Origin of the sequence: Blautia sp. DFI.6.71, assembly GCF_020593585.1 — a bacterium.
GTDB lineage: Bacteria > Bacillota > Clostridia > Lachnospirales > Lachnospiraceae > Blautia_A > Blautia_A wexlerae.
The window spans coordinates 56,463-77,659 of the sequence record NZ_JAJDMJ010000016.1; the positions used below are offsets into that span (position 1 = coordinate 56,463).

15 protein-coding genes and 1 pseudogene are annotated in these 21,197 nt (G+C 37.5%); 9 read left to right on the forward strand and 7 right to left on the reverse strand.

Features of this window, described 5'->3' with window-relative positions:
• Positions 1-59 precede the first annotated feature (59 nt).
• The 3 genes from LJE12_RS08930 to LJE12_RS20020 all read left to right on the forward strand — a co-directional run bounded on the left by LJE12_RS08930 (position 60) and on the right by LJE12_RS20020 (position 5,550).
• Positions 60-515: a DUF4869 domain-containing protein gene (locus LJE12_RS08930; protein WP_118569709.1), complete on the forward strand. Its 456-nt coding sequence runs from the start codon at positions 60-62 to the stop codon at positions 513-515.
• A gap of 6 nt (positions 516-521) precedes the next feature.
• The gene (locus LJE12_RS08935) at positions 522-1,115 is read left to right on the forward strand and encodes a hypothetical protein (RefSeq protein ID WP_195302987.1); all 594 of its coding nucleotides are present in this window, start codon (positions 522-524) and stop codon (positions 1,113-1,115) included.
• 268 nt (positions 1,116-1,383) lie between these two features.
• A complete protein-coding gene (locus LJE12_RS20020; RefSeq protein ID WP_255610798.1) occupies positions 1,384-5,550 on the forward strand; it encodes a hypothetical protein in 4,167 nt (1,388 codons plus the stop codon).
• Positions 5,551-5,835: 285 nt separating this feature from the next.
• On the opposite strand, the gene LJE12_RS08945 is transcribed toward LJE12_RS20020, so the two are convergent.
• The 5 genes and pseudogenes from LJE12_RS08945 to LJE12_RS21060 form a co-directional block, all read right to left on the reverse strand.
• Positions 5,836-6,192, reverse strand: a complete 357-nt coding sequence (locus LJE12_RS08945) for a hypothetical protein (protein ID WP_118576280.1) — start codon at positions 6,190-6,192, stop codon at positions 5,836-5,838.
• Complete coding sequence (locus LJE12_RS08950; protein WP_118576278.1) at positions 6,186-6,383, reverse strand: hypothetical protein; 198 nt, start codon at positions 6,381-6,383, stop codon at positions 6,186-6,188. The genes LJE12_RS08945 and LJE12_RS08950 overlap by 7 nt, the downstream gene beginning before the upstream one ends.
• A 190-nt stretch (positions 6,384-6,573) precedes the next feature.
• Positions 6,574-7,062, reverse strand: a complete 489-nt coding sequence (locus LJE12_RS08955; protein ID WP_055059010.1) for a hypothetical protein — start codon at positions 7,060-7,062, stop codon at positions 6,574-6,576.
• 15 nt (positions 7,063-7,077) lie between these two features.
• Positions 7,078-7,788, reverse strand: a complete 711-nt coding sequence (locus tag LJE12_RS08960; RefSeq protein ID WP_331466119.1) for a DUF3990 domain-containing protein — start codon at positions 7,786-7,788, stop codon at positions 7,078-7,080.
• Between the two features lie 3 nt (positions 7,789-7,791).
• Positions 7,792-7,938 (reverse strand): annotated as a pseudogene (locus tag LJE12_RS21060) (helix-turn-helix transcriptional regulator); the annotation flags it as partial.
• Positions 7,939-8,315: 377 nt separating this feature from the next.
• Between LJE12_RS21060 and LJE12_RS08965 the strand changes: the two are divergent.
• From LJE12_RS08965 to LJE12_RS08985, 5 genes are all read left to right on the forward strand, one after another.
• Positions 8,316-9,515 (forward strand): AAA family ATPase, encoded by a 1,200-nt coding sequence (locus LJE12_RS08965; protein ID WP_055059008.1) that lies wholly within the window; start codon positions 8,316-8,318, stop codon positions 9,513-9,515.
• Entirely contained in the window at positions 9,515-10,174 is a 660-nt protein-coding gene (locus tag LJE12_RS08970; RefSeq protein WP_055059007.1) for a hypothetical protein, read from the forward strand. The genes LJE12_RS08965 and LJE12_RS08970 overlap by 1 nt, the downstream gene beginning before the upstream one ends.
• A gap of 447 nt (positions 10,175-10,621) precedes the next feature.
• Positions 10,622-14,353 (forward strand): hypothetical protein, encoded by a 3,732-nt coding sequence (locus LJE12_RS08975; RefSeq protein WP_227226877.1) that lies wholly within the window; start codon positions 10,622-10,624, stop codon positions 14,351-14,353.
• A gap of 163 nt (positions 14,354-14,516) precedes the next feature.
• Positions 14,517-15,485 (forward strand): N-acetylmuramoyl-L-alanine amidase, encoded by a 969-nt coding sequence (locus LJE12_RS08980; RefSeq protein WP_173745098.1) that lies wholly within the window; start codon positions 14,517-14,519, stop codon positions 15,483-15,485.
• Between the two features lie 72 nt (positions 15,486-15,557).
• Positions 15,558-16,421: a NifB/NifX family molybdenum-iron cluster-binding protein gene (locus LJE12_RS08985; RefSeq protein ID WP_055154263.1), complete on the forward strand. Its 864-nt coding sequence runs from the start codon at positions 15,558-15,560 to the stop codon at positions 16,419-16,421.
• Between the two features lie 103 nt (positions 16,422-16,524).
• Here LJE12_RS08985 and LJE12_RS08990 read toward each other — a convergent pair whose 3' ends face one another.
• The gene (locus LJE12_RS08990; protein WP_227226878.1) at positions 16,525-18,876 is read right to left on the reverse strand and encodes an Ig-like domain-containing protein; all 2,352 of its coding nucleotides are present in this window, start codon (positions 18,874-18,876) and stop codon (positions 16,525-16,527) included.
• A gap of 667 nt (positions 18,877-19,543) precedes the next feature.
• Here LJE12_RS08990 and LJE12_RS08995 point away from each other — a divergent pair.
• Positions 19,544-19,885 carry a hypothetical protein gene (locus LJE12_RS08995; RefSeq protein WP_227226879.1) on the forward strand — a complete coding sequence of 114 codons (342 nt, stop codon included), beginning with the start codon at positions 19,544-19,546 and terminating at the stop codon, positions 19,883-19,885.
• A gap of 423 nt (positions 19,886-20,308) precedes the next feature.
• Here the strand turns inward: LJE12_RS08995 and LJE12_RS09000 are convergent.
• The coding region (locus LJE12_RS09000; RefSeq protein WP_227292181.1) for a hypothetical protein at positions 20,309-21,197 on the reverse strand (889 nt) is incomplete at its 5' end.

Sequence of the window (21,197 nt, forward strand, 5' to 3'; positions counted from 1 at the left end):
AGATATTTTTGATAAAATAAGAAAAGATAATCAGTTTTGACAGAATGGAGGAATACAAGATGCTGAAAATATTTTTTGGGGACAATCCGGGAGACAATTATATTTTTAATCCTGATGTGTTCTTCAATAACACATATGAAGATGAGTGGATCACATCAGAAACTTCCAGAAAAATGATCAAAGATATAGACGGATCAGAGGTAAAAGGTCCATGCATGATCGACAGTCCATTTCTCGGCCCGATTCCACCGGAACGCCTCTCAGGAGGAGTAAAAACTCTGATATTGATGCAAAATGATTCAGATCATATATTTAACGCATCTGCCTGCGGAAACAACTGTGCACAATGGATTTTAAAACTGGCAGAACAAAAAGACATCACAATTCGCCTGGGCTATATCATGGACTTTGGAAAACAGCCATTTGATATCTATATTGTAAACACAGGAAAAACGGTTCACTCCATGCTTGAACTGGATGACGAAATCATTGTAAACCGATTATTGAGAGGATGATAAAACATGACAGGAAAGTATGATATTGAGATATACAACAAACGAGTTCATTATCATCTTACAGTAAAGAGAAATATCACTGTCATTCAGGGAGATTCTGCAACAGGAAAAACAGAACTCCTTCGAATGATTTCTGATTATGAGAACAATGGCATATCATCAGGAATTACCCAAATATGTGAAAAACGATGTGTAGTAATAGAAAACGCTTCCTGGAAAGAAAGGCTTGCCACACTGCAGCAATGCATTATATTTATTGATGAAGGAGCACCATTTTTACGCAGTAAAGAATTTACCAGAATGGTAAAAGGCAACGACAATTACTTCGTTTTGGTCACAAGGGACAGCCTGGAACATTTACCATATAGTATTGAAGAAATTTACGGCATGAGACAAGAGCGAGACAGTCAGAAATATCAAAACGCCAAAAGAATATATAATGAAACTTATCAGTTATATAATTTGCAGGCAAAAGAGGATATTCAACCAGATCTGGTAATAACAGAAGACTCTAATTCAGGATATGAATTCTATCATAAATTATTCGGAGAAAGAAAGATTGTAAGCCAGCTTCCAGAACAGATCAGGATTAACTGTTAGAATCGGTAAAAAAGAGAATACTACATCATCTTGTGATAAACAAGAAAAACTCACCACATTTGTAACAAGTTATAGATTTTAAACCTGAAAAATCAAGGAAAATAAATGCTTTTGAAGTGTATGAAATTTAAAAAAATCGTAAAATTCTTGAGCATTACCCTTGACAAAAAGTGGTGAAAGCACTATTATTAACCATAACAGACAGATTATGTCTAGGAATCTTTACCCAAAAAGAAATAGTTATATTAAGGAAAGGGGAACTATAATCATGACAAAGATTAAGAATACGAAGAAAGGCATGGCTAAGAAAACCTTAAGTATGTCTCTCGTCGTTGCAATGCTGGCAACCTCTAATGTGCCGGTTTGGGCTGCTGAGTTCAGCGATGGAAGTGACGCAGATGTTGCAATTACATCAGAAGCTCCGATTGCAGAAGATACAGATGCCGCTGATGCAGCCGCATTCTCCGATGAGGCTACACCAGAAGTTACAGAGAATACAGATGCTATTGCAGATACTGCAACAGCAGCAACAGAAAAAGCGTTATATTTTGAAAAAGCAGAAATTGGTAAAGCAGTTTCACTTGCAAACGACAGTGTATTAAAAAATGCTGAAGGAAAAAATGTTACTGTTTTTGATTATGAATGGTTGATTGACGGAAGTCAGCCTGCCGATGATAACGGAAGTGCTATGGCTAATTCAGGTCAGGTACGTCTCGGAGGAACCGGAGCCGATGCTGCTACAATTAGAAATGCAATTAAACCGTTTACACCACAACCGAATCAGTTAGGTGGAAAACTTACTCTTAAAATTACAGGTGTCAAGGGAACTGCCGAAGATTTTGAAGGTTTCACATATGAAACTCCTGCTGTAACTATTACTGCAAAAGATGTAACAAGTATTGTTGCTGGAATCAGCCAGAATAATGCTTTAATTTATGATGGTACAGCAAAAACATTAAAAGCAAGCGATGTAAATCTTACATATGCTACAGGTTATAATGCTTCTACTGCTGGTATCACAGCTTCTGATTTCAATTTCACATATGATGGTGATACTGTGAATGCTACAAAAGCTGGTGAACCTGTCAAGGTTACTGCAACTGTTAATAAGCCTGGATACCAGGGCTCTCTTACGTTTAATATGACTATTAGCCAGAAAACACCTGCTGCATATTCTGATTCTGATAAAGAATTAACAGATAAGACAAAAAATGATTTAGCTGTTAACTTAAAGAAGACTCAGTATAAATATACAGGTTCAGCTATTAATCTGTTAACAAATGTAGAAGATAATTTTACCTTAAAGAGCAATATTTCCGGAAACACATTAAAGGCTAAAGCAATTACTAGTGTTAATCTGGTTGATGGTACTCTTACAAATGCTGGTGATTCTGCAAAAGTAAAAGTGTCTATTACTAAAACAGGCGATGACGAGTTGAATCGTAACTATGCTGTAGGTGCATTTGATTCCAGCAAAGGTATTGGATATACTACAGCAGAGAAAGCTACTGTTGTTGCCCGCGATTTAAGTACATGTGCAATTGATGATATCAGTATTGGACTTTTGAAATCAAAGAATATCACTAAAGCAGATATTAAGAAGCTTCTTTCAATCTCAGAAGGAAAAGAAACTCTTAGCACTAATACAACATTTATGGATAATGTGGATATTGAAGTTGATACAGATGCAATCCATAAAGGTGGAGAAGGTACTTATACAGTTGTTGTAAAACCAACAGATACTACGAAGAATGTGATTAATAGAAAGACTATTAATCTTTATGTTGCCCAGAACAACATTGCAGATGCTACTTTAGTTACTAAAGATGGTCAGTTAGCTGCTAAGACAGAATTAAATTCTTCAACTGACTTAGGTGATGAATTCTATCAGGGCGGTTCTGCTGTTGAAAAAACTGCCGATCAGTTAGGCACTATTGTAATTCAAGGGTCTACTGATGTTGTTCTGAAAGCTGGTACCGATTATAAGGTGATTTATGAAAACAACACTAATGTTGGTAAAGCCAACGTTTATTTACAGGGAATCAGTAGTACATTAGGTGGTAAAAAATGTATTGGTACATTTGACATTAAACCCGCAGAAATTACTTCAACTACAATTACTGTTCCAGAATCAGTAGCTTATGACGGTTCTAAGACAGAGGCTTCTGAATATCTGAAAAAATCCGATATCAAAGTACAGGCTAAGACATATACCTGGACTAAGAAAACTGTTGGATCTACAGTTAAATTTGAAAAAGTTGAAAAATTAATTGATGTACCGGATACACTCTATAAAACTACATTTGCTGCTGATTCTAGCACTCTCAGTAGTGGTAAAATAGTTGATGGAACAAAGTTAACTACTACTGTAAAAGAAGCAGACAAAATTGACACAACAAGTGATGCATATAAAAATTATGGCATCTCTCAATTAACAGGCGGTGTAACAGCATCTAAGAATACAACAGTAGCTACTTTATCCATTGCAAACGCAGATGTAACTGTAGTTGGTGCTCCATTCGTTTATACAGGAAAAGAAATCAAACCTGATTTAGTTGTAAAAGATGGTAACCGCACACTTGTAAAAGATGTTGATTATGAAGTAGTATCTACTGTAAATGCAACAAATGCGGGAACAGCTAAGATTACAATCAAAGGTAAAGGCGATTACAGCGCAGCTAAGACAAAGACTGTAGAGTTTACCATTAATAAGGCAGATTTGTCAAAAGTGACTATTACTCCTAAGAAAGCATCTGTTACTGCTAATAAGTTTACATATTCAGGAAGTAAAATTGCTCCTGCAATTGCTGATTATGACATTAAACTAGGTGATGTAACTCTTGATTCAACTGCTGAAAACCTTAAAGTTACCTATCCAGCAAGTTCTTCAGCAAATGTAAATGCTGGTAAAGAAGCAGGTAATGGAACACTCTCAGTTAAAGATACAGCAAAGAATCCAAACTTTGAAGGGACAAATGCATTCAAGTTTGATATTGAACAGGCAGAATTAGCTGAGAATGGAATCTTTACACTTTGGAAAGATGGAAAGGTTGTTGGATTTGATAAAACAGCTACATCTGAAAGTAGCGTTTCATCCTTTGCGCCAATCTTTACAAATGATGGAACAGAGCATACTTTTGATAAAGTAACTTACAAACCAGCTGATTCCAAATATAAAGAAGGCACTGATTACGAAGTTAAATACTACAACAATGTTCGTGGAGAAGTTGCTGCCATCTATGTAAATGCATTAGGTAATTACAAAAATAAAGATAATAACAAATTTGCGGACAAGAAAACAACTTATACTGACGCAAGATTCTTTAAGATTGGTGCTATTGCTATTAAGAAATCTGATGTCAAAGTAGCAAATACTGAATATGCTGGCGGAATCGCAGTTAAACCAACAGTAACCGTTACTGTAAATGGAAAAACTCTTGTAGATGATTCTGACTATAAGATTGAAACAGTAGGCGATGCTTCTAACGTAACTGCTAAAGATAAGATTTTAAAAGCAAAATTATATGCAAAAGATGGTTATGTATTAGATACTGCATCATGGGGTGCAGACATTAAGACAGATGCAGACGGTTCTTATGTAGAACTTACATGGAAAGTTGTAGCAAAAGATCTTAAGAACACAACCGTAACTGTTGATAAAGATGGAAATGTAACCGTAATGAATGGTTCCGTTGTTGTTCCATCCAAGGAATATGATGTTAAATTCAGTGAAGACGGAAAGAAAGTAACTGTAACAGCTAAAGCTGACAGCAAAAATTATACTGGTTCCAAAGAAGTTGATGTTGACGCTGTTAAAGTTGGTGCTCCAGTAATCAATACTGTTAAAGTATCTGGTAACAAAGCAACAGTAATTCTTTCCGACGAAGCAGATGGTGCATCCGGATATGATTATGTAATCTCTACATCTAAAGATCCTTCAGATAAGGAAGCACGTATCGATGTTGTTAAGAATCAGGTTCAGACAACCGCAGCATTTAAATATGTTCAGCAGGGAACATACTATGCATATTGCCATGCTTGGAAACGTGATGAAAATGGTAAGAAAGTATTCGGCGAATGGTCTAATGTTTATCCATTCTCTGTAACTGCAATAACACCAGACACACCAGAAATCCTCAGTGTTAAGACAAAGGGTTCTACAATCACTGTAACATACAAAGAATCCGCTAACTCTACAGGATATGACGTAGTTCTCGGAAAAGGTTCCAAGAAAGAACATGGCGAGACACGTCCATATCAGTATGGAAAATACAAAAAATTAAATGTTAAACCAGGTGTATGCAAAGCTGTATTCAAGAACATTCCTGCAGGAACATATTATGTAGGAGTACATTCCTGGAACAGATCAGCTTCTGAAAACGATAACAAAGTATTCAGTAAGTGGTCAAATCTGGAAACTGCTAAAGTTAAATAATCCATTTGGGTAATTAATACAGATTCCTAAAAAAGAAAGACTCTGCGTGTAACAGCCAGGGTCTTTCTTTGAATATTTTTTTATATTTAGCAACAGAGGAAGGAGTTTGATCGGCATTGTGTAAAGATTTTATAAAAAACATATTTTTTTCATCAATGATCTTTCTGATGACCCTGTCAAAGCTCAGAAAAGAAAAGATTTATATACAGATATGATCGCACAGATAATCAGCGAGTCACTATTCTTTTTTCAGGATGATTACTATAATGCTGATATTTCAACGTTTCACAGATTTCTCAGTAATTCACAAGTTGCTTCATATCTGCCAGGACCTGTTTTTGTCAGGACAGGTGTTTCATCCGGAACCCGGATGGAGATGGGAACTTTCACATCAACCCCTTCGCTATAGTCTATCAGAGCATAATATTCACCGGGTCCCAGATAAACATCGTAATCATTATCTGTAATCTGTTTAAAGTTGCTGTCCAGAAGGCTTCCTGTATACAGGTTACCTATAGAGTCAGCCATCCAGTCCGACAGACATTCATCCATTGTTGCTTCGCAGGTTTTGGTATCATCGCTCAGTTTTAATATTAAGCCTGTAAGATCAATGGTGTTTATACCGGTAATACTACCTAACAAATAAGAGGATTTATCAGGTCCTTTGACCAGCTCCAGTTTATCAGGTCCAATAACTTCATCTTCATCATCAAGTGCCGCAGACTGTTCATTGGAGCTGACATCAATATTTTCTTTTCAATCAGGCTGTTCAGAGTACGTACTGCTTTACTCTTTTCCATTTCTGCTGCTTTCTCAATTTCTGATCTTGACATTTTTTCTTTTCCCTTAAGGATGTTGACCAGGTATTCCTCTTCGCTGATTCCGACAGGAAGAGGATATTTACTGGAAGTACCAGCTGATGAAATTTATGCTATATTAAACGGAAATGAAATTAATATTGCTAAGAACTTTACTTTATCATACGGTGAAAATCTTAACATTGGTGAATTTCAGGACAGCCCCTTATATTTTTTTATTTCGTATTCTTTTGAATATTTCATACTGACGTTCCAATTCCATTTTTTCATCTGTAAACAGGCCTTTTGCTTCCAATATTCGCTCAATAGCCTGAGATGGATCCATTGTATGATATGGCAAAAACAGCCCTTTCAGTTCCTTTGGCTTTACGATCTTATAGACTTGCATGGAAGTTAATTCGTAGGTTATTACAAAATACCTGTAAATATATCCAATCCAATACATTTCGTTACGGGTATATTTCACAGAACCATAATTAGAAAACCCATATTCTTCATTAACCAGCTGCAGGATATCCTCTGCCTGGATATTACTTTCCAGTACTGATCCATCATCAAGCCTTTTAGCTATTCGACTCCTCATAAATCGCCTGATAAAAATCTCTGAACTTGACTCCATTTTATCAATTGACTTTTCAAATGCTGTTGCCTGAAGTTCACATAAAAGCACTCCATCCTTATTCATCCTTTTCATATATTGGTCACCCCTTTATGACAGAATCTCATCAATATATCTTCCTTGCCCTCTATATTGCCTTTTAGCTAATTTAACTTTGTCACCACCCAGTTTTGACTCTTCAAGTCTTATATTTTTATAGTATTCCCTTTCATTATTTGATATATAGCATCGTTCTGTTAATTTTATCTGGGATACAGCCTTTTCAGTCAGAAAAATATACTGCATCCCAAGATTTGTGGCAGCAAGACAATGTTTACACTGTTCATCTGTAAGGTCTCCGGCAATAAATGAATTAATGATTTGAAACATACGGTTATCTGCAATTGGAGCAATTATGTAATCACAATTCCGTGACTGTTCTATAAGTGCCTTTACTGCCGGATGATCCTTATACTCATCCAATGTTCCCCTATAGTAAGCAATCGTCATCATCCATTCCTGATTTACTTCATATCTCTTGCATATCAGATTTCTGTCATCAAATCTGATATAATATACGGAAGAATTGCCAAACCCTGAAACAAATGATATTGCCTGCTCATAACTTTCTCCTGTATAAAATCCCTGCCCAAAATCATTATTTTTTCTTCCCTTATGAATATCAATCTCTCCGTCAATTTCAGTTTTAGCGCCATGAAAAAGCAATTTTTCATTTGCACCTAAATCATCTCTCCAGAACATTTCCTTTAATTTGTTTATCTTTATGTTTTTATCAAATGCAAACGAATATACTGCTTCCAAAAGCCTTGCCGATGGTTCTGTTTTTTTCAGCTCGGTTCTTGAGATCGTCACCTGTTCTACTCCGATTTTTTCTGCAAGTTCACTTTGAGAAAATCCCAGAATCTCTCGTATAGACTTCAGATCCTCTGAAAAATTATATTCCATATTCATCACATCAAACTTATTTATAGCATATTACTTAAATAAGTTTAATTAAAAATTTTATTTGCAACTGGTAATCCCTGTGTGTTAGGATAATTGGAATGCATGCATTCAACAGAACATCCATTGATAACAGGAAAGTATTCAGCCCATGGTCCAATCTTGAAACAGCTAAAGTGAAATAATCCATTTGCGTAATTATACTGCCATCCCCTGTATGTATATCTACAGTTGCTGCGAAGATAATTAAATGAATTGTACCACACATTATCAAAATCTATCCAGCGATTGTCTTAATTTGTCAATAGTTTTTTCTAGTAACTCTTCCTGTTATTTGTTATAATGAACTCATGTTAATCTGTAATGCTCCAGGAGAAAAAAGAAATATGGAAAAATTATTTGTTACAAAACTGGAAATTAAAAAAGTACGCCATTTAAAAGATATCACTATCAATTTATCTGATACTATTTCCCGACACCTGATTTTTACCGGCAAAAACGGAAGTGGTAAAACAAGTGTATTAGATGCCATTGCCGCTTATCTGAAAATGAAATTCCAAGTATCAGATTTAAATTTAGCAAAAACAAAAGAGATGGATCCTTATACTTTGAATTCAGCAAAACGTTGTTTAACCTATTTCAATACGCTGAATTCATCTGTTAAACTGTCATTTAATAATGAGACAGACATAAATTTAAAAGAACTATATGCCGATGGAAGTTTTTTATTAGCTTACTATAAATGTGACAGAAACTTTCAGGCTGAAGTACCTGAACATATAGAAAAAGTTTCTCTAAATGATGCCTATGATCTAAACGATGCTCCCAGAAACTTGTTTGTTAAATATCTTGCAGATCTAAAAGTGACAGAAGCATTGGCAAGAGCAAAATCAAATAACACGAAAGCAGATTCTATAAATAATTGGTTTATCCAGTTTGAAAAGCTTTTGCAACAAATATTTGAGGATACTACATTGAAATTAGATTTTAATGAAGATACGTTTTCCTTTATGATCTGCCAGAGTGGAAAAGAACCTTATGATTTCAACTGTATGTCCAGTGGATTTTCAGCCATCATGGATATTGTTCTGGATCTCATGATTCGTATGGTCAAGAAAAAAGGACGTATTTTTGAATTTGACCTTCCCGGAATTGTACTTATAGATGAGATCGAAACGCATCTTCATCTTGAACTGCAGAAACAGATCATGCATATCCTAACCTGCCTGTTTCCAAATATTCAGTTTATCGTCTCAACGCATTCTCCGTTTGTGCTTAACAGCCTGGACAATGTGGTAATTTACGATCTTGAGAATCATATCATTGTTGAAAATGGATTGTCAGATGTACCATATGATGGAATTGTAAAAGGTTATTTCCAAGTTGATACCTTATCCGATACATTAAAAAATAAATTTCAGCAATATAAAACCCTTGTTCAGAAGCCGAAGCTTACTGATGATGACTTTGAAAAAATTGCAGAGTTGGAAATGTTTTTGGATGAAATCCCTGATTACCTAGCTCTTGACATCACCACAGAATATCAACAATTAAAAGAAGAACTGGCACAACGGGAGGATATCTGATGGTAAAAATAGAACGTTCTTTTCCCGCTCCTGACTCTTTGGAATCAGAAGCAAAAAAAGTTTCCGGAAGCTATGAACAGCCAGATGTTGTATCCCGGTTGAGAAAAGATTTTCACGATAAGTGCTACATTTGCGAACTGAAAAATCTTCAGGATCCTCAAGTAGAACACCTTTTGCCTCATAAAAACGGAAAATACCCTGAACGAAAATTTGACTGGAATAATTTGTTTTGGTCATGCGGTCACTGCAATGGAATAAAAAATCAGAAAAAGTATGATGACGGAATTATAGACTGTTGTAAAAATGATCCAGAGCTTATGATGACGTTTAAATTAAAAGATGGAAAAACTGAAATTTCAGCCAAAGATGAGCATAATTCCATGGCAGTAAGAACTGCTCTGCTCATTTACGAATCCTTCAATCTTCTCAACACTGGTATGCGGACATATAAAAGTGCAATGCGCTACAATGAACTAACAAAGGAAATGAACCTTCTATATGACAATCTTGAAGCATATAGAAAAAATCCTGATTCCAGATATATACAGCGAAAACTAAAGGCACTGCTCCGTCGGGAATCTGCATTTGCCGCCTTTAAAAGAAACTACATAAGAGATAACAGCAAAGAATTCCCACAATTGCAGTCTTATATAGAATAGCTCCTGTTTTATATGGCAGGAGTTATTTTATTCTTCCCCTTTTATTGAAAATATGCAATTGTTACTGATTTCTCAGCTTGTCATTCGCCAGAAACAGAACCGGGTTCCGATTTATTGTGCTAATAGAGAAAATATAGATACAATCATTGAAATCTATTTTCGCTGATCCGACACCGTCAATTTTTCAGACAGATCCCCTGAGCATTTTATATTTTATGAGTCTCATTATGTATCGTTACTTGCTTGTTACAATCAGCGTAAAACCAGAAAAATTTTTCAATACAACATCAGATTTATTTGCAATAACTGTCTGTTTTTACTATGATTGTCAACAATTATCCACTTATAAATCATAATATCCGGATATTCCTCAAGTCTGAAATCAATTCCTCATACGAAATTTTCTCCAAAATCAACCTGTCCACCACCCAAAGGGGAACTATAATCATGACAAAGATTAAGAATACGAAGAAAGGCATGGCTAAGAAAACCTTAAGTATGTCTCTCGTCGTTGCAATGCTGGCAACCTCTAACGTGCCGGTTTGGGCTGCTGAATTTAGTGACGGAACAGATGCAGCATTTACATCTGAAGCAGATGCTCCGGTTGTTGAAGGCAATACAGCAGATGCTCCAGAGGCACAGTCTACAGGTGATGTTTGGACTGTAAAATTAGACAAAGAACTTCCAACCTCTGTTGCATGGGGAAATTCAGATAGTGTAACAGGTAATATTAAACAGACTGGTGTAGAAAATACATCTGTAACAGGTCTGAAATATACATGGAAAAATATAGCTACAGGTTTAGCAACAGATGCTGGAAACGCCGTTAAAGTAGACGCAAATGGAAAATTTACAATTGCTCTGCCATCAGCTAAAGATTGTGTAGGAAATTCTTATACATTATTTATGTGGGATAACAATGGAGACTGGACATATACTTCTTCTGCAGTTGCTGTAGTTGCCAAAAACATCAAAGATGCCGGAGCAACTGTTGCACTTAAAGCAGGTGCTAAAACAGAATATACCGGAAAAGAAGTAAAAGCTGATGTAGATGTAAAAATGCCGGCAGACTTTGAAACTACTGGAAAATACAGTGTTGACTATACAGGAACTCCAGACCTGGTTAACAAAGGTTCTAAAGTCACAGTAACCGTTACAGTAACTAATTCAAAATTATATACTGGAACTGTTACAACAGAGTACACAATCGGACAGAAGGCAGCAACAGCTGGAGACTTTAAATTAAGCTATATCAATAATTCTTTTGAATATACAGGTTCCGATGTTGCACCGAAAGCCGCTGATATCCGTGTTCAGGACGTTAATGGAAAAACAATTGACGGTGCTGTAAAAACAGTAACTCCGACTACTGCTTCTAAAGAAGTGGGTTCATATGAAGCAAATGCTGAAATTGATATGAGCAAATTCGAGAATTACAGTGGAACATTAACAACTAAGGTTGAAGGCAAATATAATGTTGTTGCCCGTGATCTCAGCAAATGCACCGTAACGGTTAAAGCTAAACCTGCATCCACAAATAACAAAGCTGTTACTTTAGCAGCAAGCGATTTAACAATCAAAGATGCCAAGGGGAACATTTTGCCTTTAACAGATAATGATGTTACAGTTACCGTTCCTGCAAATGCAATTGCATCTGGAACATATACAGTAACAATCGGACCTAAATCCGGAACAAAGAATGTAACAGGTTCTACAACTGCGACTCTTACATTATATGCATCTGATATTTCAGACGCAATTGAACTGGATGCTACAGCACAGGCTGAATTAGCTAAAGCTGCTTATTATACAGGTTCTCAGATTACTAAAGATACAACTAAATTTAACGGACATATTTACAAAAAAGGAACAACTCAGTACCTTGACCAGAATCAGTATACCGTAGAATTTGGTACAAATGTAAATGCCGGAACAAATGCAGGTATTGTTCGTATTGTTGGTAAAAACACATATGCTGGATCTGTTAAAGAGTATACATTTAACATTACACCTGCAACAATCAAGAAGAAAGAAGCAACAGATGTAGAATATAAAGAGGGTGCAACATATAAAGACTACGCTCCAACTGTAACTATTACAGCAGAAAACGGAGATAAAAAGACCTGGACATTAAAAGAAGGTACAGACTATACCGTTACTTATGCTATTAAAGATGCTTCCGGAAAAGCAGAAAATAAGTTAGGTAATACTGTTGTTTCAACAATTAAGTACAGCAAAGATGCCCAGAATAACTATGGTGTTGGTGAAACGGATACTGTTGAAAGCACTATTGTAGGTAAAACTTTAACATCTGCTAACATTAAGATGGATAAAACATCTTATGATTACACAGGAAAAGCAATTGTACCTGAATACAAAGTATATGACGGTGACAAACTTCTTAAAGAGGGAACTGATTACGAAGTAAAGAACACAATTGGTGGCAAAGAGGTTGGAGAAGCAACATTAGTAATCGTTGGTAAAGGAAATTACAATAATAAAGTTGAGGCTACTACTAAATTCAATGTTGTCCCTGTAAGTGCTGATAAGGTAACTGTTACATATAAAAATGCTGAATATACAGGTGAGTCTATCCAGCCTAAGTTAAATGATATTGATGTTAAATTAGGTGATGTTGATGTTAAATCTCAGTTCCAGATTACAGGATACGGTGAAAATATCAACGCTGGTAAAGAGGCAGGAAGTCTTGTATTAACACCTGTAAAAGATAACAAGAACTTTACATCCGGAACAACAAAAAATGCAACATTTGATATTGCGCAGGCAAAATTAAATGGTACTATTAGAGTTTACAATGCAAATGGTATTGAATTAACTGGTACTCAGAAGTTCACATACGATGGAAAAGAGAAAACATTTGCTAAAGTTGTATTTACGCCAAATGTTGTTGGAAATAAGAAAGTAACAAGTGATGATTATGAGATCCAGTATGTAAACAATACAACTGGTGCAGGTGGAGCAAAAGTTATCGTTATAGCTAAGGGAAATTATAAAGCTGATGGTACTGAGAAAGATCTTTCAACCGGTAAAGAAGTTGAGGTAAAAAATGTTGCCGCTGTTAAAGACTTTACAATTGAATCCAAACTGTACTTCACAGAAAAAGAAGTTACTGTAACAGATGCAGAATATGCAGGACCAAACATGGTTGCTGAACCTACTATTGTAGTTCGTGATGGTGATAAGGTATTAGTTAAAGATAAAGATTATACTGTAGTACTGAGTCAGGTAAAAGCTGGTACTGCTCCAGGTGCAACAAATTATGCATGGACTGTAAAAGGAAAAGGTGTTTATGCAGGCAGTAAAGATGTAACCGGAGCATGGAAGATCGTTAAGAAAAATGTAGCAAATCTTGACATCAAAGTTGATCTTGATGCTAAGGGTGAAGCTGTTCTTACTGTAATGAATGGTAACCTTAAAGTTGATAACAAAGATTTTACAGTTAAATTAAGTGATGACAAGAAGACAGCAACTGTAGCAGCAACAGCTGGAAACCAATACTATGTTGGTTCAAAAGATGTTACCGTAGGTGGTGAAGTTGTTAAAGTTGGAACTCCAATCATCAGCAATGTAAAAGTCGCTGGCAACAAAGCAACTGTAATCCTTTCCGGAGAAGCTGATGGTGCTGTTGGTTACGACTATGTAATCTCTACAGACCGTGACTGCATCAAAAACAAGAACTACGATTCCATCAGCAAGAATCAGGTACAGACTTCTACTACATTTAAATATGTACAGCAGGGAACATACTACGCATACTGCCACGCTTGGAAACGTGATGAGAACGGTAAGAAAGTATTTGGCGAATGGTCTAATGCCTATCCATTCTCTGTAACATCAATCACACCAGATGCACCAGTTATCACAAACGTAACAGTAAGCGGATCTACTATTAAAGTAACATACAAAGCAGCTGCAAATGCAACTGGTTACGATGTAGTACTGGGAACTGGCTCCAAGAAAGAAAACGGTGAGACACGTCCATACCAGTATGGCAATCACAAAAAACTGAACCTCAAAGAAGGTACAGTAACAGCAACATTCAAGAAGGTACCAAAGGGAACATGGGTAGTTGGAATGCATGCATTCAACAGAACATCCGAAGACGGAAAGAAAGTCTTCAGCCCATGGTCAAACCTGAAAAAAGCTACTGTTAAATAATCCATTTGGGTAATTAATACAGATTCCTAAAAAGAAAGCTCCGGTCATTGCGACCGGAGTCTTTCTTTTTAGGAACTTTTTCCCACATCCCCAGATAATCTTATGATATAATCAACATACAGAACCATCACTTAAAATATCTCTATATGAAAGGAAATCATGTATGAAGAAAAGAAAATCATGTTTTATCTGGCTCTTGTGTATTCTTCTCCTGGTCACAGCTTTACCTGCTGTAGATTTTACAGATGTCCAGGCAGTATCTGTCAGCAGTACTTTCACCGGATGGAAAACCTACGGTGGAAAAAAATACTATTATAAGAATGGCAAAAAGCTGACAGACCTGCACAAAATCGGAAAGTATTATTACTGTTTTGCTGCAGACGGTACTATGCTTACAGGGTGGCATCGTATTCATAACCGTTTCAGGTATTTTGGCAAACAGACCGGAAGAATGCGTATCAATCAGACTGTAAATGGACGAAAGATTAACAGTAAGGGGGTCTGGACTCCTGTTGTTGTACTGGATCCGGGACATTCTGCTGTCGTTGCCAGCGGTTATGAGCCTCTTGGTCCTGGTTCCGGTCAATTAAAGGAGAAAGATACTTCCGGAACTCAGGGTGTTGCTACAGGTGTGGAGGAATATAAACTTAACCTGAGTATCGGTCTCCAGTTAAGAACTCTTCTTCAGAAAAGAGGGTTTAAGGTAATAATGACCCGAACCAACAGTAAAGTAGCTCTCAGTTGTATTGACCGCGCAAAAGTGGCAAATAAGGCAAATGCAGATGCGTATATCCGTATCCATGCCAATGGAAGTGATAATTCTTCTATCAGTGGAGCACTGACTATCTGTACAACCAGAAACAGTCCTTATATTTCATCTATGTACAGAAAAAACAAAGCTCTCTCTGAGACTGTACTCAATGCATATGTGGCAGCTACAGGATGCAGAAAAGAATACGTCTGGGAAACGGACTCTATGACCGGAAATAACTGGAGTAAAGTTCCGACAACGATTATCGAAATGGGATATATGAGCAATCCCTCCGAAGACCGTCGCATGCAGCAGAGTTCTTATCAGAAAAAAATGGTACGGGGAATTGCAAATGGAATTGAGAATTACCTAATCAAATAGCCTTGCTTTTATGTCGCAGACAGTTTATACTGGACTGAATGGGTATAAAAAATAATTTGGAGGATTTTTCAAATGAAAATTGCAGTAACATACGATAATGGAGAGATTTTTCAGCATTTTGGAAAAACAGAGTCTTTTAAAGTTTATGAAGTGGAAGACAACAAAGTAGTTTCCAGTGAAGTGATCGGTTCTAACGGTACAGGACATGGTGCACTTGCAGGTCTGCTTGCTGAGCAGGGTGTAAATGTTCTGATCTGCGGTGGTATCGGCGGTGGTGCTCAGACAGCTCTCACAGAGGCAGGAATCGAATTATGCGCCGGAGCCCAGGGAAATACCGACCAGGCAGTTGAAAGCTATTTAAAAGGCGAATTAGTGTCTTCCGGAGCTAACTGCGACCATCACCATCATGAAGAAGGTCATTCCTGTGGCAGCCATGAGGAGGGACACTCCTGTGGAGACAGCTGCGGTGGCGGATGCGGTGGATGTGGCGGATCACAGCCTCCGCTTACAGGACGCAATGTAGGAAAAACCTGCCGCACACATTACAGAGGAACTTTCAATGACGGAACACAGTTTGATTCTTCTTACGACCGTGGCGAACCGCTGGAATTCATCTGCGGTGCAGGCCAGATGATCAGAGGGTTTGATGCTGCTGTAGCTGACATGGAAGTTGGTCAGATCATTGATGTTCACCTTATGCCTGAAGAAGCATACGGTATGGCAGATCCAAACGCTATCTTCACTATGGAAATCGCCCAGCTCCCAGGTTCCGAAGACCTGACAGTTGGCCAGCAGGTATACCTGTCAAACCAGTTCGGTCAGCCATTCCCTGTTAAAGTAACAGCTAAAGATGAGAAAAATATCACATTTGATGCAAACCACGAAATGGCTGGAAAAGAACTTAACTTCAAGATTGAATTAGTAGAAGTGAAATAAGACAAATACTCAGGGCAGCCTCCCGGCAAAAATTTTGCCGATGAGACTGCCCTGTTTTATACTTTATTTACCAAAGTGATAGTGCTTTTTGTAGTTTTATAATTTACGAGTAAAGATTTATCGTTTTTGTGGGCTTACTGTATATTCGCTTACCGTTTACTGTCTTAAATGCTTTTACATAATAATTATAAACCCAGTACATACCTGTCTGGGAATCATAAGCCTTTGTGTCTTTCCAGGTTGAGACAGAGGACTTCACTGTTTTGGCAGCGGAACCATTGCGGTAAATTACATATCCGGAAGCACCGGCTACTTTTTTCCAGGAAACCTCTATACCACCGTTACTCATTTTACATGAAACCTTAGATGGAGCCGGGACAGCAGCTTTTCTTGATTTCACCGCTGAAAATTTAGAATATTTGTTTTTTCCACTTGCGTTGGTTCCATAAGCACGGACTTTAAATGAATAAGTTACGTCCGGTACTACAGCAGCATCGAAACTGACAGCTCCTGTTTTCAGGGTTTTTATCCGCTTATAAGAAGACTGGGAATCTGTTTTGCAATAAATCTGGTATCCTTTGGCACCCGGAACCTTTTTCCAGGTTAAATGTATTTGATCTGCAGATTTCTGGGAAAGTTTCAGCACAGGTTTTGTCAGTGGTGTGTTGTTCTCAGATACCTTTACCGTCACCTGACACTGGGCCTGAAAATCTCCGGCAGAAGCAGTGATTACTGCCTGACCATAACCATTCCCCTGAATGGTTCCATCCTCTGAGACAGACGCAATCCCAGGATTACTGCTTGTCCAGACCACATCTTTTACATCATCAGAGTTGGATGGTGTAAAGGAAGGTGTGAGTTTTTGTGTATTTCCTTCGTCAATTGTCAGATTTGTCTGGTTCAGAGCAATTCCGTTAAGTGGAGTTGTTACTACAGGGATTTCATACAGGTATGTGCGGGAACTGTCATAGTTGCCGTTATCATAATTTCCAGATACCCATACAATATTACGTCCCCATAGGATCGGCTGGGAATCCGTCTGGATCGTTACATTCTTGTATAACTTGGATAATATTACGTTTCCGGACATATCCATAAGGAGATAATGCAGAACGCTCTGGTTGGAGGTTTCCTCTGAGAAAAGGACTGCGTACTGATTATTTCCTACGGGGATAAGTTTTGGTTCTGTCAGAGTTATTTCTGCTCCTGATGGTGAATACTGAGTGAGCCAGATAAATCTGGAAGTCATACTGTTCTTATCTGTAATTATCATAAAGATATTTTTGTTAAGATTCTCATATCCGGTCTGTCCATTCACAGCAAAACCATGGGGAACAGACTTGCCTACTGTGATCAGATTATTTCCTGTCAGAGAAAATCCGGTTACCTCGCATCCGGTATAATTATCACCTGTAGCCCCCATAAAAGGAAAGATATTTACCGCACGATCCTGAGCGATATATCCGCCAGAATATGCAGAGAAGGAAGACAGGATCAGACCTCTGTAATAAGCATCCCCATGATCCAGAAAATATACATGAGAACCGTCATTTACAACAAACTGATTAAAGGAATGGCTGCAATAGGGCATATCTGAATTAATAAGCGTCATATCCTGAGTGTTGATGACAAAAGTGATATCACTTTGATGGTGTATTCCTTCCATTCCATACATTTCCCGTCCTGTATGGACGATCAGGGTAGAACCGATCAGGGTCATGCGCAGGGAAGCAGCATCAAAAGGAATGTAGATTCCTTCAAACATATTTGTATATCCGCCACCAATGTCCGTTGCACCAAGCAGTTTCCAGGCATGGCTGTATTTGAGAATCCGGACAGCCGTTATGCTGTTGTCTTCGTTCAGATTCTTCTGCCCTACTGCAACATAAAAATTCCCGTCTGGTGCAGCATAGAATCCTCCCCACAATGGAAGCGGAAGCTTTACTGTTGTTACATTGATAACATTAAGATTGGAATTGCAGGTGGCATCGTATAAAGTCTGATCTTTCCAGGCAACAATATGAAGATTTCCTGCCTCATCTGTATAATAAGAAGTATATTCAGGACTTGCCCAGTTCCAGCTGTAAGATCCGCTGTTGATTCCCATACCCTGAAGCTGGGAAAGAGCCTTTCTCCGGCCAAAGGAAGACTTTGAGGAATATGTGGAAGTACCAGCTGTTATTCCCTGCCCTGCATTTGCAACCAATGTGTCCCCCTCCTGAACAGAAGGCATTTCCTTTTCATCCGAAAAGAAATCATCATCTGTCTGTTCCGAAGTAAACTCATCTTCAGTGTCATTGAACTCTCCATTGTTATCAAGCTCCTCAGGAACAGAAATTACATCTTCGTTTGCCGCATTATCCGGGTCAGTAAAAATATCTGTACCATATGCAGGAGCAACATTCATTAGAGCTATAGAAGAAGCCAGTAATAAAGCTAACAATTTCTTTTTCATCTTTCAAATCCTCCTTGGAAATAATGGTGGTTTTGTGTTGGAGTTGCATGGTACCAAATCAGTGGTCTGGTACATCGAAAGAATTATTCTTATATAATCAATATAGCACACAACTTTTGCAACGTCTATGACAGATTGTGTTGATTTAGCGCGTGAAATTGCCAGACAGAAACTGCTCGGCACTAATCTTACTGGGGCAAGTCCAGTCATGGGTATTTACCGCCAAGTGTAGCGAACCACAAGTCGGTATCAGTAACGGTATGGATAATGGTAAACGTAAACCGAAATTGTAAATCAAGAGGTTGTGGAACGAAAGATTAATGTCTTACCTCGGGAGACCCTACTCATCCTGCTATTATCCAATCCTGTTACTGGATAATCATGCAGCCTAAGGGAGGGGATTTTCTCCCCTACCCAGTTACATATATCAGTTCATTATAAAATGCTTAAATTTTTGTCTTGACAACTGAACCACTATAGTGCGTATACTATGAAGAAAACGAATGGGATGGTCCACTTTCGTTAAAGGATATGCTGGAAATCCCAGAGAAGATAAAGCAACTGGTATCGGACTATAGGATGAACTTGATTCAGGTGAGAACAAGTGATTCCCTGCGCTTCTGTAATTCAGATGTAAATATGGTATTTGATGTGAGCAGAAGCATTTATGCAAAAAAATTATGAGAAGATCAGGGAAATGTACCAGGATCAGGAGATCTCTGCAAGTCTTGGACTTGTGATAGGTTCAGTCACAGAATCGCAGCAGCTTATTGACCATGCTTTAAGATCAGAACAGGAAGAAGGGCCGATGAGTATGTGTAATGCATTGGAAGAATTAAGACGCGAAGGGGTGCTTGAAGGTCAGCGTGAGGGACGACTTGAGAGAATCCGTGCAACGATAAGAACCTGCAAAAAATTCAACATTAGTGAGGAGGATATAATCAGAAATATCATGGAAGAATTTTCCTTATCACAGGAAAAAGCCTCTGGTTATGTAAAGAAATATTAGTAGATTGCGAATTACTCGGTAACTGAGTTATCAGAGCATCTGAAGATGAAACATACAGAGAACAATTATATAAAGAGTTTAAAATCTAGCCAGTGGTTTCTTTATGCCAGAATCGGAACTGGGAACTATCAGCTATGTAAAAAATACTGGTAAACCAGTACGGAGAGTCTTTGATCATATTGGTCAAAGGCTCTTTTTTGTACAAAGAAGAACCTCGGTCGAAATGATCTATTTCGATGAGTCTTTAGATTCCAGTGCCGGTAACAGACCCTTATAGGGTCAAAGCAAACCACCGGCTAAGCCGGTGGTTGTGATTTAGGGACTTATTTCACAGACCCTTTCTTTTTAGGAATCTGTGAGTATGTAAATAAATTGTTTATTAACGATACCTGAAAGTTATCGATATGTGTGACTCTTAATAAATTATTTCTTTACATAGATTTCGATTTTTTTAGTTCTGACAGAGCAGGAACCTGTTGTTACCATTTTGTATCCTGCTGGTACCGGAACTTCACTGGCTTTAATAGATGTAGCTTTTTTATCGACAACGATTTTTCCAGTAGTAACAATTCTGTTTGTTTTTGCTAATCTATAAACAACTTTAATTGTTTTTCCTGATCTTTTAATCTCAACAGTTACTGTATTATTTTTGGAAATTTCAAATTTGGAATCAGTTGTTGCAATCCGATATCCGGCTGGTGCTGTGATTCTGCTCTTATCAACATATTGGGCAGTAGCTACTACAGAAAGTTTTTTACTGCTGACAACATTACCAGATTCTTTAAAAATAACAGTTACAGATTTTTTATTCTGGTCTACAGTAATATAAACTTTGTTATTTTGGGAAATTTTAATGTCACCAACGATGCCAATTGTATATCCATCTGGTGCTGTTAATTTGCCAGTGTTAATATAAGTAGCATCTTTATCAACAGTCATAGGAGCTGTTTTGATGACATTTCCTTTTCTATCCTGATATACAACAGTAATTCCTTTTGTTGTAACTGCTTTACGAACTTCTGCGTATACATAGCCATCTCTGATTGGGAGATCACCAACTTCAACAAGTTCATAACCTTCCGGAACAGTAAGTTTGCTGGTATTTACAGAAGTAGCATCTTTAGCAACTTCAAGTTCAGGCTCAGCGATCTGTTTCTTTTCGTCTGGGCAGTAGAAGTTAATTTTTACAGTTTTAGTAGTTGCAACTTTACGAACTTCTGCGTATACATAGCCATCATTGATTGGGAGATCACCACTTTCAACAAGTTCATAACCTTCCGGAACAGTAAGTTTGCTGGTATTTACAGAAGTA